This is a genomic window from Flavitalea flava (genome assembly GCF_054461575.1).
In genome coordinates, this window is the sequence record NZ_JBTLQH010000027.1 from 13,862 (window position 1) to 37,103 (window position 23,242).

General features: G+C 44.9%; 20 protein-coding genes. 9 read left to right on the forward strand and 11 right to left on the reverse strand.

Going from position 1 to position 23,242, the window contains the following annotated elements:
• Positions 1–140 precede the first annotated feature (140 nt).
• Both ACX0G9_RS21060 and ACX0G9_RS21065 read left to right on the forward strand, forming a co-directional pair.
• Positions 141–2,954 (forward strand): outer membrane beta-barrel protein, encoded by a 2,814-nt coding sequence (locus ACX0G9_RS21060; protein WP_459066930.1) that lies wholly within the window; start codon positions 141–143, stop codon positions 2,952–2,954.
• Between the two features lie 9 nt (positions 2,955–2,963).
• Entirely contained in the window at positions 2,964–3,773 is an 810-nt protein-coding gene (locus ACX0G9_RS21065) for a GLPGLI family protein (RefSeq protein ID WP_459066931.1), read from the forward strand.
• Between the two features lie 12 nt (positions 3,774–3,785).
• On the opposite strand, the gene ACX0G9_RS21070 is transcribed toward ACX0G9_RS21065, so the two are convergent.
• From ACX0G9_RS21070 to ACX0G9_RS21080, 3 genes are all read right to left on the reverse strand, one after another.
• A complete protein-coding gene (locus ACX0G9_RS21070; RefSeq protein ID WP_459066932.1) occupies positions 3,786–5,165 on the reverse strand; it encodes an MFS transporter in 1,380 nt (459 codons plus the stop codon).
• Positions 5,166–5,194: 29 nt separating this feature from the next.
• Entirely contained in the window at positions 5,195–6,469 is a 1,275-nt protein-coding gene (locus ACX0G9_RS21075) for a glucose-1-phosphate adenylyltransferase (protein WP_459066933.1), read from the reverse strand.
• A 162-nt stretch (positions 6,470–6,631) separates the two neighbouring features.
• Positions 6,632–8,059: a glycogen synthase gene (locus ACX0G9_RS21080; protein ID WP_459066934.1), complete on the reverse strand. Its 1,428-nt coding sequence runs from the start codon at positions 8,057–8,059 to the stop codon at positions 6,632–6,634.
• Between the two features lie 265 nt (positions 8,060–8,324).
• Between ACX0G9_RS21080 and ACX0G9_RS21085 the strand changes: the two genes are divergently transcribed.
• Positions 8,325–9,926, forward strand: a complete 1,602-nt coding sequence (locus ACX0G9_RS21085; RefSeq protein WP_459066935.1) for an MFS transporter — start codon at positions 8,325–8,327, stop codon at positions 9,924–9,926.
• 123 nt (positions 9,927–10,049) lie between these two features.
• Positions 10,050–11,036 carry an ROK family protein gene (locus tag ACX0G9_RS21090; protein WP_459066936.1) on the forward strand — a complete coding sequence of 329 codons (987 nt, stop codon included), beginning with the start codon at positions 10,050–10,052 and terminating at the stop codon, positions 11,034–11,036.
• A 23-nt stretch (positions 11,037–11,059) separates the two neighbouring features.
• Here the strand turns inward: ACX0G9_RS21090 and ACX0G9_RS21095 are convergent, their stop codons facing one another.
• The 3 genes from ACX0G9_RS21095 to ACX0G9_RS21105 are packed head-to-tail and all read right to left on the reverse strand — an operon-like array spanning position 11,060 to position 13,932.
• Complete coding sequence (locus ACX0G9_RS21095) at positions 11,060–12,010, reverse strand: phosphodiester glycosidase family protein (protein WP_459066937.1); 951 nt, start codon at positions 12,008–12,010, stop codon at positions 11,060–11,062.
• A gap of 27 nt (positions 12,011–12,037) precedes the next feature.
• On the reverse strand, positions 12,038–13,108 hold the full coding sequence (lipA, locus tag ACX0G9_RS21100) for a lipoyl synthase (RefSeq protein ID WP_459066938.1): 1,071 nt from the start codon (positions 13,106–13,108) through the stop codon (positions 12,038–12,040).
• Between the two features lie 14 nt (positions 13,109–13,122).
• Positions 13,123–13,932: a hypothetical protein gene (locus tag ACX0G9_RS21105; protein WP_459066939.1), complete on the reverse strand. Its 810-nt coding sequence runs from the start codon at positions 13,930–13,932 to the stop codon at positions 13,123–13,125.
• A 47-nt stretch (positions 13,933–13,979) separates the two neighbouring features.
• On the opposite strand from ACX0G9_RS21105, the gene ACX0G9_RS21110 reads away from it, so the two are divergent.
• Positions 13,980–14,408: an OsmC family protein gene (locus tag ACX0G9_RS21110; protein ID WP_459066940.1), complete on the forward strand. Its 429-nt coding sequence runs from the start codon at positions 13,980–13,982 to the stop codon at positions 14,406–14,408.
• Positions 14,409–14,420: 12 nt separating this feature from the next.
• Here the strand turns inward: ACX0G9_RS21110 and ACX0G9_RS21115 are convergent, their stop codons facing one another.
• From ACX0G9_RS21115 to ACX0G9_RS21130, 4 genes are all read right to left on the reverse strand, one after another.
• A complete protein-coding gene (locus ACX0G9_RS21115) occupies positions 14,421–15,026 on the reverse strand; it encodes a Maf family protein (RefSeq protein WP_459066941.1) in 606 nt (201 codons plus the stop codon).
• Between the two features lie 25 nt (positions 15,027–15,051).
• Entirely contained in the window at positions 15,052–16,014 is a 963-nt protein-coding gene (locus tag ACX0G9_RS21120) for a geranylgeranylglycerol-phosphate geranylgeranyltransferase (RefSeq protein WP_459066942.1), read from the reverse strand.
• Between the two features lie 146 nt (positions 16,015–16,160).
• On the reverse strand, positions 16,161–16,682 hold the full coding sequence (locus ACX0G9_RS21125; protein WP_459066943.1) for a KdsC family phosphatase: 522 nt from the start codon (positions 16,680–16,682) through the stop codon (positions 16,161–16,163).
• A gap of 137 nt (positions 16,683–16,819) precedes the next feature.
• Positions 16,820–17,617: a Rossmann-like and DUF2520 domain-containing protein gene (locus tag ACX0G9_RS21130; protein WP_459066944.1), complete on the reverse strand. Its 798-nt coding sequence runs from the start codon at positions 17,615–17,617 to the stop codon at positions 16,820–16,822.
• Between the two features lie 84 nt (positions 17,618–17,701).
• Here ACX0G9_RS21130 and ACX0G9_RS21135 point away from each other — a divergent pair, with 84 nt between their 5' ends.
• Positions 17,702–18,568 carry an alpha/beta hydrolase gene (locus ACX0G9_RS21135; protein WP_459066945.1) on the forward strand — a complete coding sequence of 289 codons (867 nt, stop codon included), beginning with the start codon at positions 17,702–17,704 and terminating at the stop codon, positions 18,566–18,568.
• 3 nt (positions 18,569–18,571) lie between these two features.
• Here the strand turns inward: ACX0G9_RS21135 and ACX0G9_RS21140 are convergent, their stop codons facing one another.
• The gene (locus tag ACX0G9_RS21140) at positions 18,572–19,228 is read right to left on the reverse strand and encodes a protein-L-isoaspartate(D-aspartate) O-methyltransferase (RefSeq protein ID WP_459066946.1); all 657 of its coding nucleotides are present in this window, start codon (positions 19,226–19,228) and stop codon (positions 18,572–18,574) included.
• 115 nt (positions 19,229–19,343) lie between these two features.
• On the opposite strand from ACX0G9_RS21140, the gene ACX0G9_RS21145 reads away from it, so the two are divergent.
• The 3 genes from ACX0G9_RS21145 (at position 19,344) to ACX0G9_RS21155 (ending at position 23,225) form a co-directional block, all read left to right on the forward strand.
• Positions 19,344–20,570, forward strand: a complete 1,227-nt coding sequence (locus ACX0G9_RS21145; protein ID WP_459066947.1) for a nucleoside permease — start codon at positions 19,344–19,346, stop codon at positions 20,568–20,570.
• An 83-nt stretch (positions 20,571–20,653) separates the two neighbouring features.
• Entirely contained in the window at positions 20,654–21,847 is a 1,194-nt protein-coding gene (locus tag ACX0G9_RS21150) for a Gfo/Idh/MocA family protein (RefSeq protein WP_459066948.1), read from the forward strand.
• Between the two features lie 406 nt (positions 21,848–22,253).
• A complete protein-coding gene (locus ACX0G9_RS21155; RefSeq protein ID WP_459066949.1) occupies positions 22,254–23,225 on the forward strand; it encodes a ribonucleoside-diphosphate reductase small subunit in 972 nt (323 codons plus the stop codon).
• The last annotated feature ends 17 nt before the right edge of the window (positions 23,226–23,242 follow it).

Sequence of the window (23,242 nt, forward strand, 5' to 3'; positions counted from 1 at the left end):
GTTATGAGCCATGATGCGGATCAGGAAGAGACGCCGCTCTTTAACGTAAATTTAAGGGTTCGACTTTGTAAATCCTTGTTTTTGAGAATATACTTGCAAAGTAATTGATCGTTCGCAAACCTTACCATTGACTGACCCTCATGCCAAAGACACCTGTTTCCCTGTTACCCTTTCTGGCTTCCTTTCTTTTTTTTACCGGTTTTGCCAATACGATTTATGGCCAGACCACCTTTATAAAAGGAAAAATTACCGATACAACAGAAAAAAGAGATTTATTTAACAGCTCCGTTTTGCTCCTTCAGCAATCGGATTCAGTACTGGTTCGCTCCACCCGTACGAATAAAGAAGGTAATTTTCTTTTGAAGGGTATTGCACCAGGCCACTATCTGATCCTGGTAACCTATCCCTCCTATGCTGACTATGCGGATTCCCTGGAAATAAAAGATTCTCTCCCGGTTAATCTGCCACCTATCGGACTGGTATTAAAAAGCGCCTTATTAGAACAGGTAGTTGTGACCGGAAATAAGGGGGCGATCCATATAAAAGGCGATACCGTTGAATTCAGGGCTGATAGTTTTCGGACCCAGGCGGGAGCAAATGTAGAGGAACTCCTGAAGAAACTACCCGGTATCCAGGTAGACAAGAACGGAAAAATTACCGCGCAAGGGCAGAAAATTCAGAAAGTATTGGTTGACGGCGAAGAATTTTTTGGAGATGATCCTACCCTGGTTACCCAAAATCTCAGAGCAGATATGGTGGATAAGGTTCAGGTATATGATAAAAAAAGCGACCAGGCTGCTTTTACCGGGATTGACGACGGGGAAAAAACCAAGACGATTAATCTCAAACTAAAGGATAGCAAAAAAAACGGATATTTCGGAAGGGTCAGCGCAGCAGCGGGAACGGATGGATATTATGACAACCAGGTCATGCTGAACCTGTTTAAGAAAAAACAAAAGCTCGCTGCTTACGGAATTATTTCCAATACCGGCAAAACGGGTCTTAACTGGGGTGACAGGAATACCTACGGGCAAAGTTTTGCCAATAACCTGGATTTTGATGAAACGACCGGGGACCTTTCTTTTAGCGGAAATTTCGACGATCTGGATTCCTGGGATGGGAGATATAATGGGCAGGGACTTCCAACGGTGAAAACCGGGGGAATCCATTATAATGATAAATGGAAGGATGACCTTCAATCGCTGAATGCCAATTACAAATTTATGCAGCTGGACGTCAAAAATTCCAGTCAGACCAATTCCCAGTTTATCCTTCCGGATACCTTCTATTATAACAACCAACGGTCGGCTTCTGTTGACCGCATCCAACGTCATAGTGCAGATGTCAGTTATGAAGTAAAATTCGACTCTACTTCAACCCTGAAAATTATGGCTGATGGCGGGAAGGACCATAAGAATACCCATTCCGATTTTTATTCCGAAGCGTTGGCCAGGGATAGCAGTGTAGTAAACAGCAGTGACCGCACCGTATCTACGTTGGGAGATGTACGGACCCTGAACAGCAACTTGCTTTGGCGCAAAAAACTACCCAAAAAAGGAAGAACTATTTCTCTTAATTTCAGAGAGAATTACAACAATAATGCTTCTGATGGTTATCTTTTTTCCAATACTCAATTTTATGAAAAGGGCCTCCCTTTGGCGGACTCCATCGTCGATCAATACAAAAATTACCGTTCGGAGAATATCCTGCTGGATTCCAGGATCACCTATACGGAACCATTATCCCTCCACTCCTTCCTTTCCGTAAATTATGGGGTATCCCTGAATAACAACCATTCGGACAGGAGTTCCTATAATAAATCAGCCAACGGTAAATACGGGACCCTGGATTCCTTATACAGCAATAACTACCAATTCAATATTTTTTCCCAGAAAGGGGGGCTCGTATATAGTTTTATTAAAAAGAAACTTCGTTTTAATGCAGGTGGGAATATTGGTTTTACCAACTATGAGCAGCGGGATCTCCATGCAGATACTTCTTCCAAACGAAATTTTATCAACTGGTATCCGCAGGCTTCCTTATCCTATTCCTTTACCAGTCAAAAAAGACTGAGTTTTAATTATAACGGAAGTATGACACAGCCAACTCTTCAACAGATACAGCCAATTCGCAACAACGAAGACAATCTGAATATCATTCTCGGGAACCCAGATCTGAAAGCACAGTTCAGAAACGAGGTGCGTCTGCTTTTCAATGATTATAAGGTCATAACCGACCGGAGCATCTGGGCCAGTGCCGGATATGTCTTTACCCCTAACGCTATCAGCACGGATGTGAATGTTTATGCAGGTGGGAAAAGAATTACTCAAGCCGTTAATGTGAACGGTAATTATTCTATATTTAGTAATATCGAATATGATTTCAAATGGAGAAAGCCCGACCTCCACATTCATTTCTCCGGAAATGCCAATCAAAACCACCTGGTAAGTGTCGTAAACGGATTAACCAATACGACCAGCAGCGGTGACTATTCTTTCGGAGCCGGGTTTTATAAAGCGAAAGAAAAGAAATATGAGATCGGGTTTAATGGCAGGATGACCTATACCCGTAGTGAGTCCTCCATCAACAGCGGGATAAGGACTGAATATTGGACCTATTCCCTTAGTCCGAACGTTGACCTGTTTCTGCCGAAAAAATTCCAGATCCACGCGGACTGCGATGTCAACCTACGACAAAAAACAAGCGTGTTTACGAATAACAACAATACCGTTCTGCTCTATGGTTGGATTGGAAAAAAATTCCTTAAAAATGACGCGTTGTTATTAAAAGCTTCCGGGAACGACCTGCTGAACCAGAATATTGGTTTTAACCGAACCGTAAATAGCAATTTTATCAGTCAGACCAGATATACGACCATCAAGCGTTATTTCCAGTTCTCGGTCACCTGGAATTTTACAAAAGCAGGTACAACAGCACCCATTAACCGCGATTAAAAAGAAGTTATGACATCCATTCATTTACCTGGCCGTTTCCGTTTTATTCAAACTCCTCGCCATACCACCACCCTTAATGCTTGCAGGTGGTTTTCCTGCATTTTTCTTTTGTTCGCCAACTTACAGGTCAAGGCTCAGCATACCATCTTCCTTTCGGAAGGGAAAATTGAGTTTGAAAAAAAGATCAATCTTTATGCGCAGCTGGACGACGACAATACCTGGACGGATTTTGCAAAAAAAACAATGCCCAATTTTAAGACCACTTATTTTAATCTCTTATTCACCCGGAACAAGACTCTTTATAAACCGGGAAGAGAAGGCTCCGAGAGAAGCAATAATTTCTGGGAACAACCGGTGGCGGAAGAAAATGTCGTGTTTACCGATCTGGAAAAACAAAAAAGCAGCACCCAAAAAAAATTGTTCGATCAATTATTCCTCGTCCAGGACAGCCTGCGTACTATCCGGTGGAAAATAACCAATGAGACCCGTACTATTGCCGGTTTTACCTGCAGAAGGGCGAATGCGATCATAATGGACTCCATCTATGTGGTTGCCTTTTATACCGAAGAGATCCTTACTACAGGTGGCCCGGAATCGTTTACAGGACTTCCCGGAATGATCCTGGGTGTCGCATTACCCCATCAACACCTTACCTGGTTTGCAACCAAAGTTCAAACTGTAAGTGTAGCGGAAAACGAGATCATCGCTCCCCTGAAAGGGAAAAAGGTCAATAATCAATCCCTTAAACAAACTCTCGATGAAAGCCTCAAAGAATGGGGTAAGAACGGAAAAAGATATATACAGTTCATGATGTTGTAATCGCAGGCCGAATCAGGATACTTTCCTGTCAGGCGCGGAATCATAAACGAAAAATACGCTGATAGCAGCTGCGAGCAGACAGAAGCCTGCAAGGACCAGTGCATATATGGGTTGATTCCCATAAAGGTGTTTTACGATCCAACCTCCGAATAAGCCATTGATAATCTGGGGAAGGGTAATAAAAAAATTAAAAATCCCCATATATATCCCCATTTTACCCGGAGGAATGGAACTGCTCAGGATCACATAAGGCATAGCCAGTATACTTGCCCAGGCAAGACCTACCCCTATCATCGAATATTTCAACATAGCAGGATCTTTGATAAAAAAGATGGAGATTAACCCCAGTCCTCCTGCAATAAGCGAAAAAGCATGGGTGGTCTTACGTCCGATCGATCTGGCAATCATAGGTAGAAATAAAGCATAGATCATCGCTATGAAATTATAGACACCAAAAGCACTGCTGACTTTATTGCCTGCGTCATTATACGCTACACTTTTTACATAATTCCCCGAAAGCCCGTACACATGAGTCGCCACCGCATCGGTTGTAAATACCCACATAGTAAATAAAGCAAACCAACTGAAGAATTGTACAAGACCTAATTGTTTCATCGTCCTGGGCATATTGGCAAAATCCCTGAAGATTTCACTTAGCCCAGCTTTTTCGGCACCTTTCTCCGGCTTGCCATGATACTTTTCATAATCAGCAGGAGAATACTCTTTTGAGAAAAAGACGGTGACCAAAATAGCGGCGATAAATACGGCGGCTCCGATATAGAATGAATATTTGATATTATTGGCAATTCCATCGGTACCAGGCTGTTTATCCGCTCCAAAGTAAGCCAGGATCTCCGGAAGATCCGATCCCACTACCGCGCCTAATCCGATAAGGAAGGTTTGCACCGAAAAACCAAGGGTTCGCTGCCTATCCGGCAGATTATCGGCAACCAGCGCACGGAATGGCTCCATCGCAATATTGAACGAAGCATCCATGACCATTACAAACCCCGCCCCTATCCATAAAGCAGGTATCAGACCGGCCATTCCACCGGAGTTCGGCAACAGGATCAACGCGAGGGAAGATAACAAGGCACCAGCCAGAAAATAAGGCTTTCTACGTCCTAACCTGTTCCATGTGCGGTCACTATAATGCCCGATCAGCGGTTGTACGATCATTCCAACCAAGGGGGCTACAATCCAGAACATGGGTAGTTGATCGACATCTGCACCGAATGAACGGAGTATCCTGCTGGTATTCCCATTCTGAAGGGCAAAACCAAACTGGATCCCCAGGAACCCAAAACTCATGGTAAAAACCTGCCAGATATTTAAGGAAGGCTTAGGGACCAACCCTTGGCGGGCGTCCCCGGGGACTTGAGCTGAGGCCATGTCAATCGTTTAGTATAATATGTGGTTGTTTAAATTACAAACCCATTGGGAAGTACAGCTCCTTTTTTGATCACCACCACACCTTCCTTTACTGTGTACAGGGAATGATCGGTGTTTTCCAAATGATGACCGCCGTTGATCCGGACATCATCCCCGATCCGGCAATTCTTATCTACAATGGCATTGCGGATATAACAACGGTGTCCGATACCCACTGTAGGCAACCCATGCGAACGTGCCTGCTCGATCTCTTCGATAGTCTCATAAAAATCGATTCCCATCAGATAACTGCTTACGATCGTAGTACCTGTTCCGATCCGGGTACGAATCCCTATGATACTATTTTCGATCCGGGAGGCATTGATGATACATCCTTCGGCAATGATCGTTTTTTCAAGGGTCGTGCCACTGATCTTTGCCGGAGGTAACATTCTGGCGCGGGTATAAATGGCCTTTTCGTTATCGAATAAGTTAAAGTCCGGAATATCTTTGGTAAGTCCGAGGTTGGCCTCAAAAAAAGAAGGAATATTTCCGATATCCGTCCAATACCCGTCATATTGATAACTAACGACCTTATATTTTTCCAGGGATTGGGGAATAATTTCTTTACCAAAATCAGTTGCCTCGGCGCACTCATTCTGCAACAATTCCGATAACAGCTGCCGGTTAAAAATATAGATTCCCATCGACGCCAGGTAATGTCTTCCCTGTGCATGCATGGCTGTGCCGGTATCACTTACCCATTGAGGCAATATATCGCTTTTCGGTTTTTCTGTAAAAGAAGTGATGAATCCTTCTTCGTCCATTTTTAAAATCCCGAAATCCGAAGCCTCCTTATCGTTCACAGGTATGGTGGCAAGGGAAATATCGGCTCCCATTTTTTTATGATGGTTCAGCATTTCCATAAAATCCATCTGGTAAAGCTGGTCCCCGGAAAGGATCAGCACATATTCGCTGTCAAAGGGCCCCAGATGCCGCAGGCATTGTCTGACCGCATCAGCCGTCCCCTGGTACCAGGTAGGATTATCCGGCGTTTGCTCAGCAGCAAGGATATCTACAAAAGCCGAACTGAAGGCACTGAAATGATAAGTGTTCTTGATATGTCGGTTGAGCGAGGCCGAATTGAATTGAGTCAATACGAACATTCGCGTAATTCCTGAATTCAGGCAATTGGAGATCGGGATATCCACGAGCCGGTATTTACCGGCAATCGGAACAGCGGGTTTGGAACGACTGGCTGTAAGGGGAAATAATCTGGTACCGGCGCCCCCTCCTAAAATCACGGATAAAATTTCTTTGGACATATACAAGCGGATTTATTAGCTGCAAACTTCAAGCGACAAGCTATAAGCCATTTCAGACTCCAAGCAAAAAAGCTTCAAGCGACAAGCCGGATTGTTTAAAATATAAATATACGGTAACACGTAATAAAACCATCTTGTTCAGTAAAACGCCCTGCTTCTTCATTAATTCCTCAGTGCTTCATACAAATCCAGGTAATCACTGACGCTGGATTCCCAACTGAAGTCAAGCTGCATGATCCGCCTGCGTATTTCTTTTACCTTTTCGGCCTGCTGATATAATTCAACCGCCCGCCAGATCCCGTGGGTCATATCCCCAACTGAAGCCTGGTTAAATTTAACTCCATACCCCCCCATTCCGTTCCCTTCCCCATAATCGATCACGGTATCCTTTAATCCTCCCGTATTACGTACAATGGGTATAGTTCCGTAACGCATGGCATATAATTGATTCAGGCCACAGGGTTCCACCCTGGATGGCATCATAATAAAATCAGCTCCTGCATACATCAGATGGCTCAGGCCTTCATCGTAACCGATAAAAACACTGTAATCCCCTCTGGAAAGCCCGCTCATGGCCAGCAGTTTTGCCTCAACCTCAGGAAAGCCGCTTCCCAGAATGAGAAAATTCATTTTACGGCCAATATAATAGAAGGAGTCCTCAATCGCCTGAGGTAGCAGGTCAGCACCTTTTTCCCCGACCAAACGACCAATGAAGGTAACCAGCGGTTTTTTGGGGTCCAGCTTGAACTGATCACATAACAATTGTTTGTTTTTTTGTTTACCTTCATCTGCATCCAGGAGGGAAAAATGCTGATCGATATAAATATCGGTGGCAGGATCCCATACTTTGGAATCAATCCCGTTAAGGATACCGGAGCATTTACCTTTTTCGTATTCCAGCAAGGCCTCCAGGCCATTAGCCTGGAGCCGCATTTCCGCCAAATAACTGGGACTGACCGTTGTCACTTTCCAGGCGCATTTGATACCGCTGGCCAAAGGATTTATACTATCCTTCCATTCCAGCATACCACCCTTCCATGGATCCCAGGCCGGCAAATAGTGGCTTTTATCCCAACCCATCTGTCCCTGGTATTGGGCATTATGGATGGTCAGCACAGTAGGGATATCCTGCAAATGCTGGTAGGCAAAACAATATTTTAGCATGAACGGGATCAGACCGGTATGGTGATCATGCACATGAATAACATCAGGACGATGTTTCCAGGCCGCGATCCAATCCACTACGGCAATCTGGAAAGCAGTGAATCTTTCCGGATCATCGGCATATCCGTAAATTTTTTCCCTGTCCAACAATCCGTAAATGTCTACCAGGTAACAATCGAATCCCAGTTTATTGGTCTTTTCCCTGATAACGGTATAATTGAACCACCAGCTTCCCAGATGGGTGTATCCTTTATGAACGACTTCCCATTGGTTGTCGTATAAGAATTTGGTTCGGTACATAGGCATCACCACTTTGGCAATGTGACCTGATTGGTTCTGATATTTGGGCAAAGCTCCAACCACATCGCCTAAACCGCCTGCCTTGGCAACCGGGTAACATTCTGCAGATACATGTAATATTTCCATTAAATCGAATTTTGGAATGCGGGAAAAGAATGTCTTTTGAATGTAATTCTTTTTCCGCATCCGCCTTATGATGGTGAGCTTCAGCCTTCGGGCTGAACTCACGAACTGGGTTCCACCCAGTTAAAGACACATGGCGCTGATCGCAAGTTATTTGCCATTCAATTTAGGAAGGTTTTTGGGTTATTGATGCCCCACCGGTGAAAAAATTTTTCATTTCGCTAAATCGTCGGTATTTTCAGCACTTATTCCAAAATCGTGATTCGACATGAGCAACACTAAACAACCGACTAACACAGGCGCCCTGGCAACCCTTGTCATTGTATTTTTCTTCTGGGGATTTATCGCCGCATCAAACAGCATCTTTATTCCGTTCTGCAAATCACATTTTAACCTGAACCAGTTCCAGTCCCAATTGATCGGATCTGCGTTTTACGGCGCCTATTTTATCGGTTCTCTCATTCTGTATCTTCTTTCCAATTTGCGTGGTTATGATATCCTTAACAAAATAGGTTATAAAAAAGGCATCATATACGGGCTATGGATATCCGTAGCCGGGGCTTTGCTGATCATTCCTTCCGCAAATGCCCATTCATTCCCTGCTCTTCTGGGGTCTTTCTTTGTAGTTGCCCTGGGTTTTTCCCTTCAGCAAACGGCCGCTCAGCCATTTGCCATTTTACTGGGAGATCCATCCACCGGTTCGCACCGGCTTAACCTGGCCGGAGGAGTCAATTCCTTTGGAACGACCCTTGGACCCATCATTGTCAGCGTATTTCTGTTCGGATCCATCAGCAACCCAACCAAGGAGGTGACCGTAACCAATATTAATAATCTCTACCTGATCGTCGCGTCCGTATTTGCCCTGGTAGCCCTTTTCTTTACCTTTTCGAAATTACCTGCCGGTAAAAACGATGAAAAATTCGAGGCATCCCGGAAAGCGGCTTTTTCCCTTATCGCTATGACCGTTCTGATCGGTTTGATCATTACTATCGGGCAGTTGTCCAACGTTCAAAAAATGCCTTTGTTAATTGCCACCCTGATCATTGTGGTCGGAATCCTTTTTTATTCGAATGCCAGCGCCAATAAGAATCAGGATGGCTGGGGCGCTATGAAATATCCTCAATTGATTTATGGTATGCTGGGGATCTTTGTCTATGTGGGCGTGGAAGTTACTATCGATAATAATTTTGGTGCCTTGTTAAGGACCCCCGGTTATCTTACCGATCTGGGGCTTGATGAGAGTAAGATATCAAAATATATTTCCCTGTATTGGGGTAGCCTGATGATCGGGCGCTGGACCGGCGCCATTGGTGTGTTTAATTTATCAGCTGTGGGCAAAAAGATTGCGACGATCGTGGTGCCTTTTATTGCCTTTGCCATCGTCCTTGCGGTAAATGCCATGCACGGAAGTGATATCAGTGACCTGTTGCCTTATGCCATTTTTGTGGGAATTGCCATAGCCGTTTTCTTCTATGGTCAGGAAAAACCGGTAAAGACCCTGTTCGCCTTGTCTATTATGGCAGCAGCAGCCATGCTTACCGGCGTCTTTACCACCGGTATTCTGTCGGTTTATTGTTTTATGTCCGGCGGTCTTTGCTGCTCCATCATGTGGCCCTGTATTTTCTCTCTTGGCGTTGGGGGTATTGGCAAATATACCAGCCAGGGATCGGCCTTCCTGATCATGATGATCCTGGGAGCAGCGGTCATTCCTCCGTTTCAGGGCTCAGTCGGCGATCTGATCGGTATGCACCATTCCTATTATGTCGCAGCCGCCTGTTTCATTTTCCTTGCCTGGCTTGCCTTAAAACTAAAATCAGTACTGAAAGCCCAAGGTTTGAATTTTGATGAACAAATCGGGGGAGGTCATTAATAATATTCAACGTTCTTCCTATATCTTTGCAACTCCTGCATTCTGCAAGGGTGGGCGCGGGCGGGGTCCTTCCAAAAGGCTTCCTCCCGCGCTCAAAAATTTCAATTCTAAAAATAGTGTTTCATGGCAAAAGCCTCTTCTTCTCCTGCATTCGAATCATTAGCCATAGGCATTGATATCGGGGGAACCGGGACTAAGTTCGGCATCGTAGACAGAAATGGGAATGTATTATTTTCCAGTGAGCTTCCGACAAAAGGTCATGCCCAGGTGGAGAGCTTTATCGATGAACTTTACGGGCAAATGGCAGTCCTGATCGAAAAAGCAGGAGGCCCCGGACGGATTAGAGGTATCGGCGTAGGCGCCCCTAATGGCAATTATTATAGTGGTACGGTTGAATATGCACCTAATCTTCCCTGGAGAGGGATCATCCCCCTGGCTAAACTGGTTCAGAATAAGTTCCAGTTGCCTACCATATTGACCAATGATGCCAATGCTGCAGCTATTGGAGAAATGATGTATGGCGCTGCCAAGGGTATGAAGGATTTTATTATGATTACCCTGGGAACAGGTGTGGGAAGCGGAATAGTGGCAAATGGCAAACTAATCTATGGACATGACGGCTTTGCCGGGGAACTTGGTCATACGATCATCATCCCGCATGGCCGTTATCATGAAGGTACCGGGAAAAGAGGATCGTTGGAAAGTTACGCTTCTGCAACAGGGGTGAAACTCACCGCCATCGAGATGCTTGAAAAAAGCCAGGAAGACAGTTTGTTACGAAATATTCCAAAAGAAGAACTGGATTCCAAAAAAGTGTATGATGCAGCTATAAACGGAGACAAGCTCGCTAAAGAGATCTTTGATTTCACCGGTGAGATATTAGGATTGGCATTGGCCAATTTTGTCATGTTCTCCAGCCCTGAAGCAATCATCCTGTTCGGGGGGCTTACCAAATCGGGAGATCTTATCCTGAAACCCACCCGGGAAAATATGGAAAGCAACCTGATCCAGGTATTTCAAAATAAAGTGAAGATACTGGTCAGCCATTTAAAAGAATCCGATGCGGCCATTCTTGGAGCCAGTGCGTTGGTTTGGGATATGAAGGGATAGAAAGAACTACAAGGTGAAAACAGCTATTTAACACTTTTAATCATAAAAACCGCAGGGACCGGCCGCTCCCCTTCTTTGTCAGAAGGTTTGATCGTTTCCCTGCCATTAACCAACATACAGCTGCTGCCACCCCCATCCAGGTTAAGGGCTTCATAACAACCCAGATCTGACAGAATTTTTGCTTCCTGATCCAGACTGGCCCCGGCCGCAATTCCAGGTAATCTTCCCTGTATCGCCAGGATGATCAACTGCCCGCTGCGGGTATAACCCATGGCCGTTCTCGGATGTTTGTCTGCTTCCCCACCTGAAAATAATTGCTCCTCCTTATTCGTGATCCGGATAATTCCATTATGGATCAAAACCGGTCCACCGCCAACGGCAGTACGCATTTTCCACCATTTCCATCCAACATCATTCAGATCATTGATTCCCGGAGAAGGAGCTTCTCCTTTGGATATGACGGGCCCATCTTCAAATGCATAGGGCTTTCTTTTCGTTGAATCAGTGAAGACCCAGGCTATATCCGCCCTTCTCTTCCGGTCTATTCCAATGGCACTTCTGGTAATATAATAATAGAGAAGGGAATCCTGTCCCTTACCCTTTAGGGAAAGAATATTATAAGCCGCCAGTTTCCCTTCCCGTATAACCAGATTGAGATTTTGGTTAGTCTCAAAAGAAAAAAAAGTGCTGTTCACGACTAATCGAGGAAATTGTTCCAGTTGGTAATACTGGGCGGGAGTAAACCTTTTGTTATCTCCCGTTTGGGCAGTAAATTGGAGTTTTTTATCCTTAAGACGGGCCGAAACATAATAGGCAACAAAAGGCTGGCCGTCGAGGGAATCATTCGTTCGGAAAACATGCATCGACCCAGGCAAGGGCCCAAAGGAGGAGTCGGCATTTCTCCATTGCAATTGGCAAAAGGTTGTATGTGCCCTGACAAGAAATAACAGGACTAAGACCGCAGACTTTGCCATTCCCGTAAAAAATTTAGACAGCCTTTATTATTCCGGTTGAAGCTGGGTTTGAAGCCTGAGCCATTCATTCCTTCCATATCCGGGGATGACATGTCTTTCACTATGATAAGAGGAACGGACCAGGGGGCCGCTTTCCACGTAATCAAAGCCAAGGCCGTAACCAATCTCCCTAAGTTCGGCAAACTCATCCGGATGGACAAAACGTACGACCGGAAGATGTTTTTTTGTAGGCTGAAGGTACTGTCCCAGGGTGATCACATCCACGCCACTGTTACGAAGATCTTTCAGCGTTTGTACCAACTCCTCTTTTCGTTCACCGAGGCCCAGCATCAGGCCGCTCTTGGTACGCATTTTTCCTTCCTTCAGGATCTTCAGGGTCTCCATACTACGCCAGTATTTTGCTTGTATCCGTACCTGCCGGGTAAGCCTTTCAACTGTCTCGATATTATGGGAAACTACTTCGGGAGCTGCATCCACGATACGGGCAATATTTTCTGCCTCAGCCTTAAAATCGGGTATCAGGGTTTCCAGCGTAGTATGCGGATTGAGGGCCTTTACCGCTCTGATGGTATTTTGCCAGATTATACTGCCTCCATCCTTCAATTCATCCCGGTCAACAGAAGTGATCACGGCGTGTTTGACCTTCATAAGGTGGATAGCTTCTGCAACCCGTTGAGGTTCATCCCAATCTACCGGATTCGGTCGACCAGTGGCGACGGCACAGAAACCGCAGCTGCGGGTACAGATGTTACCCAGGATCATAAAGGTGGCGGTCCCTTCCCCCCAGCATTCCCCCATATTAGGACAATTGCCGCTTTCACAGATGGTATGTAATTTATGAGTATCAACCAGCCCCCGAACATGTTTGTAACTCTCCCCGATCGGGAGTTTTACGCGTAACCAATTCGGTTTCTTTATTTTGGATTCAGATTGTTCCACTGAGTTATCGGCAGGAATACAGGCTGATGCAGGTTGCTCAGAGCGGGCATTCGGCCCGGTGGGTCTTAAGCCCGGGTCTAATGGTGTGAACTTCGTCGGACCTTCGCTTTGTTCGGTTGCAGGCAGCGGACCCGTGGTCCGCATTGGTAATTCATGCATGATGCAAAAATACGTTACTTTCTGCTACCGAAAAGTATGGTAACATAAGCATTGAAGAAGAATTGTTTTTGGGGGACAAATAAAACCTGGGGGATCTTTCCTGAAAAATACTCCCCGGTTATACCTGTTTCAATTGCTGTAACGGTTTGATTCAGACGTCCGTAATCAAAACGCATGGCAGCCTTGGCATTAACCCCGGGCTTTACACTCAGATGGTCCCAGCCTACCGTAAAACCGGAAGCTCCTGATACCAGCAATTTGCCGCTGGTGTCAGCATAAAATTGTTCCCAGGTCATCCGCCGGGTATCCTGATTTTGTTCTCCCGCCTGAATATAATATGGTTTTAAGAGACCCAAGGTAAGTCCACCCGAATAGAGTGCTGTTACAGCCACCCCATTTTTATTTCCTTTGCCGCCGATCAGGTGTTGCTGACCAATGGACATTTTAAATTCATAAAAATTATTGATCTTTTCCAGAACGACAGAACTGTAACTGTAAAAATCACTACTGGCCGTAACCTTATGCTCCCTGGGGCTTTTCTTTTCATTCAGTTCAAACTGGAACACCAGGGTCCGGCTGGGCGTTTTATATTTACCCTTTTCAAAAGAGATCCCATATCCATCCGTAGCCAGTTTGATCCCGAATATATTATGTTTATTAAATATAAGATCCCCCTCCTCCTCCATCCGCATGAGGTTATTGATTCGGTCTTTCTTGGCATTTTTCCTGTTCCGCATAGCCGGCTGGGTCACGGTAGAGGAATCCTGTGCACACAGGCTTACTACGATCATCGAGGCAATAGCTGATAAGAAAAGTTTCTTCACTGCAAAGGATTTAATTTATCTGACGTAAATTTAGGAAAATTTATACAATGACTTCTACAGTTATTTACGAAGGAGAGTTGAGAACGGTTGCCACCCATCTGCAATCGGGTTCGGTGATAGAAACGGATGCTCCTGTCGATAACCAGGGTAAAGGAGAGCGATTTTCCCCTACGGACCTTGTTGCGACGGCTCTCGGGAGCTGTATGACAACGATTATGGGGTTAAAAGCCAGGGATATGGGGGTCGATCTCATTGGAATGAAACTTTCGATCCAAAAGCATATGAAAGCAGATCCCCGCAGGATCGGCGGCATCGATGTAACCTTCGAATTTCCGGAAACCCTTCAATTGGAGGAAAAACAGCAGACGATCCTGGAAAGAGCTGCTCATACCTGCCCGGTCATGTATAGCATCCACCCTGATATCGAAGTAAAAGTGGCCTTTACCTGGAATAAGTCTGCTGTGACGGCAAAATGACCGGAAGGATGATTATAGCTGTTCCAACGCCCTGACCACCCTGCTGACAGGCAACCCCATCACATTGTAGAAATCGCCCTGGATGCTACGGATACCCACTACTCCTATCCATTCCTGTATGGCGTAAGCTCCTGCTTTGTCATAAGGTTTGTACCGATCAACATATCCTTCAATCTGTTCATCCGTTAATTCATGAAACCATACGGCTGTAGTATCAGCGAAGGAAATTTCTTTTTCCCCCTTAAGAATGACCACTCCCGTAATCACTTCGTGTTTATTACCGGCCAGCCGTTTTAATATGCCAATGGCGTCCATGCGATCCCTTGGTTTACCAATGATTTCCTCTCCTAATACGACAACTGTATCTGCTGCTATTATGACAGGATCCTGGTTCGTTGTTTTATCTGTTCCCTTTCCATCATCCCACACTTTGCCAAGGATTTCCTTTTTAACGGCAAAAGCTTTATTCCTGGCTATATGGACGGGTACTTCGCCGATAGGGAGATCCGGGGGGAAGGTTTCTGCTGTTTCTTTTACGATCACTTCGAACCTGATCTCCGCCCATTCCAACAATTGTTTGCGACGGGGAGAGCCTGAGGCAAGTACGATATGTTCCATAATGTTAAATGATTTCCGGGTGGGCCTAAATGATTTCCAAAATAAGCATCGACAAGATGCCTATCAACATGACTCCCTTTATCAGGCTGCTAAGGCTATGATAATCTTTTGAAATCTGTGCCTCATATAATTTTCGTAATATCCAGATCAAGGGCAAAATAAGTAAAAAAATACAGAAGAAGAGGATCAACCACCAACCGTATTGCAACGCATAAAATTGAATGACGATCAAAGATCCGATCAGTACAACCAGCCATGTTCCTGCAAAAACCTTTGCCGGGTTCACTCCCCAAACTATGGGCATTGTCCGGCAACCATAACGGGAATCGCCACCCATATCCTCTATATCCTTTACCACTTCCCTTACCAGGGAAAGAATAAAGGCAAACCCCCCATATAATACTGCGAATTTAAAGGCCCGGGACAATTTCTGATGAAAAACCGGGTCCCTGAAAATTCCGAACCTGAACTCGCAAATATATAATACCAGAATGACCCATGCCGTGAGAAGCGAAATGACCACATTGCCGATCAGCAGTTTTCTCTTAAAGGTTGTACTGTAAAACCATAGGAGGACCACACATCCCAGATTTGCCAGGCCCACAATAGGATTACGTAGTTTCCAGCTCACATAGAACCCCAGCAGTACGCCAATTCCCGATAGTATCCAATGCCAGACTATAGCCCATCTTCTTTTGATAATTTTGTCGATGACCAAACGTTCCGGTTTGTTAAACCGGTCGATATTCAGATCAAAATAATCATTGATAATATAACCTGCCGCAGCGATCAGGATGGAGGAAACAGAAAGCAGATAAAAACGAACGGGAGTGAAGGCGAAAACCTCGTAATTATCGATCCAGCCGCCATGATGAAGGCCAGGTGTCAAAATGAGGAAATAGAACAGGGACTGGGTCAGGCCAATAAAAAAAAGATTTGGCCAGCGGACTAATTGAAAAAAAGCACCGAGCAGTTGAATCCAATTCATTTTTTTTCGTATGCCCGCGTTCATCCTGTTCTTTTTTATCTTTTACCAGTTAATTAGCAATTGTTGAAAAAGGCTATTGGCTGTTATTAAAATCCGTCCCTGCAAGATAAAAGATAAATAAACATATTAACAACTCATTTTGACATTCATTTTGAAGCAAGGGTCGTATCCAGATCCCAATGACCATTCAATTTTAACACTTTTTCTATCACGTCACGGACACATCCCTGTCCGCCAGGAAATGAGGATATATAGGATGCTATATGCCTGATCTCTGCCGCGGCATCGGAAGGAGCGCAGGCAAGGCCGGCCAGCTTCATTATTGCATAATCCGGCAGGTCATCTCCCATGAAAAGGGTCTCTTCCATCTGCAGGCTATGTTCATGAGCATATTCCAGCAATTTCTCTTTTTTATTTTCTACTTTCATGAATATATCTCTAATTCCCAGTGTTTCTAACCTCAACCGGACGCCTTCTGATAATCCGCCGGAAATGATAGCAACCCTATACCCTTTTTTTACGGCCAGTTGAAGAGAATATCCATCCCTGATACTCATACGCCGTACTTGTTCGCCCGTATCAAACACCTGTACGGTTCCATCTGTCAATACGCCGTCAATATCAAAAACGAAAGTGGTAATTGCTTTAAAATTCTTAAGTATACTCATACCCTTTTATTCAAATATTAGATTTGGAAACAATCCTCTTCCTTCCCTTAATTATCCGGGGATGCAAATTTACCTCAATTCCTACAATGGAGACGAATATATAAATGGGTAATGCTCATGAAAAACTGCTTGTATTTTTAATCGCTGACATCTGCGTCAGGTAGATTTTTATCTGTGATAAACTCTTCAATTTTAATTGTAAATAGGTTATATATCTCTTTCAAATCCAAATATTTATCTAATATTTTTAAATGCTCTGCAATTGTGCTTTTATCTCCCCTTATTGCAGGGCCGGTTTGTACCGCTCCCGGATGGTATCCGGCGGAAAGGCGCCCGGCCGTTTCGCTGATAAGAGGGAGGAGCAAGGCAAAATCAAGATTTTCCCGTAGACAGAAATCTTCGGTCAGGGTATAAAGATGGTTGCTGAAATTATTGACTATTACGCCACCCAGGTGTAATCTAAGACGGGCTGCATCATCCGCAGTCCGGACCTGCCCCGAAAGAGACCTGGCGAACCCGGCGATCACGTTAATATCGGTTTCTTCATTCGCATCGATCAAAAATGGGATCACCGGGAAAGGGCGGATCTCTTTGCGAAGGCTCTGTAAGGGATACAGTACTCCACTATTTAGACTAACCGGCAAAAATACCTGTTTTGAAACCGCCCCGGCTGTGTGAACTACCAGTTTCCCGGGTAAGGATAATTCCTTCGCAAGCAGGTAAAGAGACTGATCCGACACAGCCACCAGGTAAAGATCAGCAGCAGGATTGATCCCAGCAAGGTTGGAGGACCAGGGACAACTCAATTCTTCACCTAACCGGGCAGCATGCTCCTGCCTACGACTGATAACCTGCAAGATCCGGTGTCCCGCTATGACCATCTTTCCACCTAAAACTGTGGCCACATTTCCAGAACCTATGATTACGACATTCATACCTTAATTTTGCATGGATGACACGAGCGATAGTTATCGAGCGTTAACAACTGCATGTGATCATTGAAAAGACATTAATTCCACATGAAATTAAAGCAAAAACTGGCATTAAACTATATTAGGGCCCGGATAAATATTCTTTCCCTGGTTTCGGTTAAAAAGGCGGCAAAAAAAGCATTTGATGTCTTTTGTACGCCGCTTCAAAGATCGGGGAAGAAATGTTCCCCCCTTTTTGAGAAAGGAGAAAAATTATCATTCCGGATGGAGGGAATTACGGTCAGGGGTCACCGGTGGGTTCCCCATCTTGCTCCAAACGAACAGATGGTACCTGCCCGTAGAGTACTGATCGTCCATGGCTTTGAATCCTCTTCCAGAAACTTCGATCTATACATTCAGGGGCTCCTGCAAAAAGGATATGAAGTACTGGCTTTCGATGCGCCCGCCCATGGCGAATCCGGAGGAAAACGGCTCACCCTTCCTTTTTTTGTAAAGACCCTGGAGAACATTTATGAAAAGTACGGACCGATTCAATCTTTTATGGGTCATTCTTTCGGAGGGCTGGCCGTTTCCCTGCTGATTGAATCTCTAAGGCCCCATTCGTCCACCAAACTGGTACTGATTGCCCCGGCTACAGAAACGACTACCGCAGTCGATGCTTTTTTCAGCCTTTTACATCTTAACCAGGAGGTACGGAGCGCATTCGAGGAATTAGTCATCGAATTAAGCGGTCATCCGTTTTCTTATTACTCGATCCGCCGCGTAATGTACCTGATCAAGGCAGACGTACTTTGGCTACATGACGAAGATGACCGGATTACTCCCTGGCTTGATGCCCTGCCGGTAAAAGAGGATAATCATCCGAATCTCAGGATCGTGATGACCAAAGGACTCGGTCACCGGAAAATATACAGGGATCCGTCGGTTATTCAGCAAGTGGTTGAATTCTTGTAGCTTCTAACTGTTCTTCCCTTCAATCATGGGAACAAAGGAAAAATTATCAAAGATTTCTTCTTTAGTCGTACCATCCTGTTGTTTGGTAAGCCGTAACATACGTTGTACGGTACCTTCCCCGAGTGGAATGACCATTTTACCTCCGGACTTTAATTGCCCGATCAGTTTGGGGGGAATAAAAGGGGCTGCAGCCGTAATGATCACTTTATCGAAGGGACCATAGGTAGGTAACCCTTCATAGCCATCGCCATAAAAAAATTTCAGGCTCAGGTATTTTTTAAGATAAGTAAACTTTTTATTGTTATCAAACAGCTTCTTCTGTCGTTCGATAGTAAAGACCTGAACACCCATTTCCGCCAGGACACAAGCCTGATAAGCACTTCCGGTTCCAATTTCCAGAACTTTTTCGAAAGGCTTTAGCTCCAGCAATTGGGTTTGATAGGCTACGGTATAGGGTTGGGAGATCGTCTGCCCCTCTCCTATGGGAAATGCCCGGTCCTCATAGGCAATCTTATCGAAAGCAGAATCCATAAAATAATGCCGGGGAATCCGGAGAATGGCGTCCAATGCTTTTTCATCGGTAATTCCTTTTTGCCGGATAGTATCTACCAGTTGTTTGCGCATGCCCATATGGCGGTATGTATCTTCGAATGTTCTCATAATAGTGAATAGGACCGAAACCAATCCGGTATTTCGCCTGCAAGATAATGGGTTTGGAAAATATTTATAAGATACATTTTTTCAGTTGTAACTTTTCGGTCTTAATTCGGCATGTATGAACAAGATAGTACGCACACAGCTTTCCGCATTGATGTTCCTCGAATTCTTTATCTGGGGTGGATGGTATGTCACCATGGGAACTTACCTGGACAAAGTTCTTCATGCAACAGGGACCCAGGTAGGTGCAGCCTATAGCGCCATGGCCATTGCCACCATTATTTCCCCATTTTTTGTAGGAATGATTGCCGATCGTTTTTTCCCCGCCCAGAAAGTACTGGGCATACTACACCTTGCAGGAGCCTGTCTTCTTTATGAGCTTTCTACCCTCGGAAACGCGGATGCTTTTTACTGGGTGGTCTTGGTTTATGCCCTGCTTTATGCTCCTACCCTTGCCCTGGTCAATTCCGTAGCTTTCCGGCAAATGAGGGATCCGGGTAAGGAATTCGCTTCTATCCGTGTATTCGGAACGATCGGATGGATAACCGCCGGATGGTTATTGGATAAGGTCTTCCACATAACAACAGATCAGCTGGGTTTTACCTTTAAAATGACGGCCCTTGCTTCTGCTCTCCTGGGATTACTCAGTTTTTTTTTACCGGATACCCCGCCAAAAGCCAAACATCTGAAATCCACCTTTGCTCAAATCCTGGGAGCCGATGCCTTTGTATTATTTAAAGACCGCTCCTTCACCACATTTTTTATCGCCTCTGTTCTGATTTGTATCCCTCTTTCATTTTATTATAGCCTGACCAATCTGTTCCTCACGGAGACCGGTATGAAGAACGCTACCAGTAATATGACCCTGGGGCAACTTTCAGAAGCTTTTTTTATTTTACTGATCCCGTTTTTCTTCCGGCGTTTGGGTGTAAAATGGATGATCGCCCTGGGAATGATCTCCTGGGTTATCCGTTTTTTGTGTTTTGGTTACGGCAACGCAGGTCCGGGGGAATGGATGTTATTTGCAGGGATTGTTCTTCACGGAGTATGTTTTGATTTCTTTTTCGTGACCGGCCAGATCTATACGGATAGTAAGGCCGGTTTGAAAATTCAAAGCTCTGCACAGGGAATGATCACCATGGCCACCTATGGTATCGGAATGTGGATCGGGGCCCTTCTTTCCGGTTATGTAAAAGACCATAATACTTTTGCGGGCATTTCCCAATGGAAAAGTATCTGGATGGTCCCTGCAGGAATAGCTGCAGCAGTGTTGATCCTCTTTGTCCTGTTCTTTACGGATAATAAGAAAACGGGGCTTAAAGCGGAACATCTCAAAGTTGCCTGATTTTAATTTGACTGATCCTTAAATTCGCTCTTTCATTATTCAATTTTTTATTCATTCGAATCAACTATTAAAAAAGACCAACTATGCAGAAAATAGCAATGCTCGGATCCGGGTTCATAGGCCGGTTCTATGCCGAATCCATCCAGGGGCAAAGAAGTAAGGATAGTATCATCAGTATCTATTCCCGACGGGAAGAAAGCGCCAAAAAATTCGCAGCAGATTATGGCTGTGCGCATTGGACCACGAACATGGAAGAGGCTATAGCTCATCCTGAGGTGACCATCGTATGTATTTCCCTACCCAATAACCTGCATGAGGCAGCTGTGTTATTATGCTGCAAACATAAAAAAGCAGTGATGACCACCAAACCGCTGGGACGGAATGCAGCCGAAGCCAAACGAATGGTCGAAGCCGTTGAAGCTGCCGGCATTTTTGCCGGATATCTGGAAGACCTCGTTTATACCCCTAAATTCCTGAAAGCTTATGAGAGCGTAAAAAGTGGCGCCCTGGGAAGAATCCTCTGGGCCAAATCCCGGGAAACGCACCCTGGCCCGCATAGCGAGTGGTTTTGGGATATTGAACAAGCAGGAGGAGGCTGTATACTGGACCTGGGCTGTCATTGTGTGGAAATCTCCAGGACCTTTATAGGAAAAGACATCAAACCGGTCGAAGTCATGTGCTGGGCCGACACCCAAGTGAAACCTATCGACGCTGAAGATCACGCTATTGCATTGGTCAAATATGAAAATGGTGCCATTGGACAGTTCGAGGTTAGCTGGACTTTCAGAGGGGGGCTGGATCTCCGGGATGAGGTAATGGGAACAGAGGGCACTATCTGGATCAATAATTTTTTACGGACAGGCCTGGAAATGTTTACCACCGGTAAGGGTGCCGACTATGTGGCAGAAAAGGCAGAAAGCAATACCGGGTGGCTTTTCCCCGTCGGCGACGAATTAAACGAACTGGGTTATAATCATATGTTCACCGATATGTTCAATGCCCTGGAAAAAGGTTTACAACCCCGCGAAACTTTCTATGACGGATACGTCGTCAATGCAGTCCTCGATGCTGCCTATCGTTCTGCCAAAACAAAACTCTGGGAACCCGTTCAGCTGGATATCTGGAGAGGCAGGACAGGGGTAACCAGGGACAGTCATCTGGTCGAATATGACGCAGACCACTTTCTCGTGAAAGAGGAATTGACCCATTACGGTGCCCGCAAGCTGATTCTGAAGAACAAACATACCGGGAAAATAAGCGAGCAGGAGATTAAATAACAGGTTTTAGGAGCAGATTTTGTCTTGTTCAGGCCCTCCGTTGGGCTCCAAAAGGTTGATAGATCCCCACCGGACGGGATTCATCAACCTTTTTTAATATATGCCTCAGGGAAATATAAGACGAACCCGCCACTTTTTAGCATCTGATTATGCCCAAAACTTCACGAAAAAAAGGTTATCCACGCCTAAACCGAATACCAATAAGGCTTACAAAAATTATTCAAAAAACTATTAACACAGGGTGGATAAACTTAGCTGTGTTTTTTATCTGGCTATGTTATTTTCGTGTTAGTTCTTGAAATAGCTGTTAAAGGTTTAAGCCGGACGGTTTTCCCACCCGGTCTCCGGTTAGCTAAAACGGAATCTTGTGCAAATCATGGATTGTTAGATATACGAATTTTTTACAATGGATACAGGAAATGAGCTTTTACTGAAAGAAAACAAAGACCGCTTTGTCATTCTTCCCATCAATTACCCGAAGGTCTGGGAAATGTATAAAAAACATGAGGCCAGCTTCTGGACGGCCGAAGAGATCGACCTGAGCGGAGATAACAAAGATTGGAACAATCTGAATGACGGGGAACGTCATTTTATATCTCACGTTCTGGCTTTTTTTGCCGCCAGTGACGGGATCGTGAATGAAAACCTTGCCGTGAACTTCATGAGTGAAGTACAACTGCCGGAAGCACGTTGTTTTTACGGATTTCAGATCATGATGGAAAATATTCATTCCGAAACCTATGCGTTGCTGATAGACACTTATATAAAAGATCCCCAGGAAAAATATCATCTTTTCCACGCCATCGAAACGGTACCCGCTGTTCAGAAAAAGGCCGAATGGGCTTTGCGTTGGATCGATAATGGCAATTTTGCCGAAAGACTGGTGGCATTTGCAGCGGTGGAAGGCATTTTTTTCAGTGGAAGCTTCTGTTCCATTTTTTGGATGAAAAAAAGAGGATTGATGCCCGGTCTTACCTTCAGCAACGAATTAATCAGCCGCGATGAAGGCTTGCACTGCGAATTTGCCTGCCTGCTCTATTCGATGCTGGAAAACAAATTGTCCCAGGAAGAAGTATATGGAATCATCGGGGATGCGGTAAAGATCGAAAAGGAATTCGTGACCGACTCCTTACCGGTTGACCTGATCGGTATGAATGCAAAGTTGATGCAGCAGTATATTGAATTTGTCGCCGACAGGTGGCTTAGTGAGTTAGGGTATGCTAAAATGTATCATACTACCAATCCCTTTGATTTTATGGAAATGATCTCCCTGCAGGGTAAAACCAATTTCTTTGAAAAAAGGGTCGGTGATTACCAGAAATCAGGGGTTATGTCGGGAAAAGAATCCCAGACCTTCAGCCTGGAAGAAGATTTTTAAAACTATTAAACCTATTA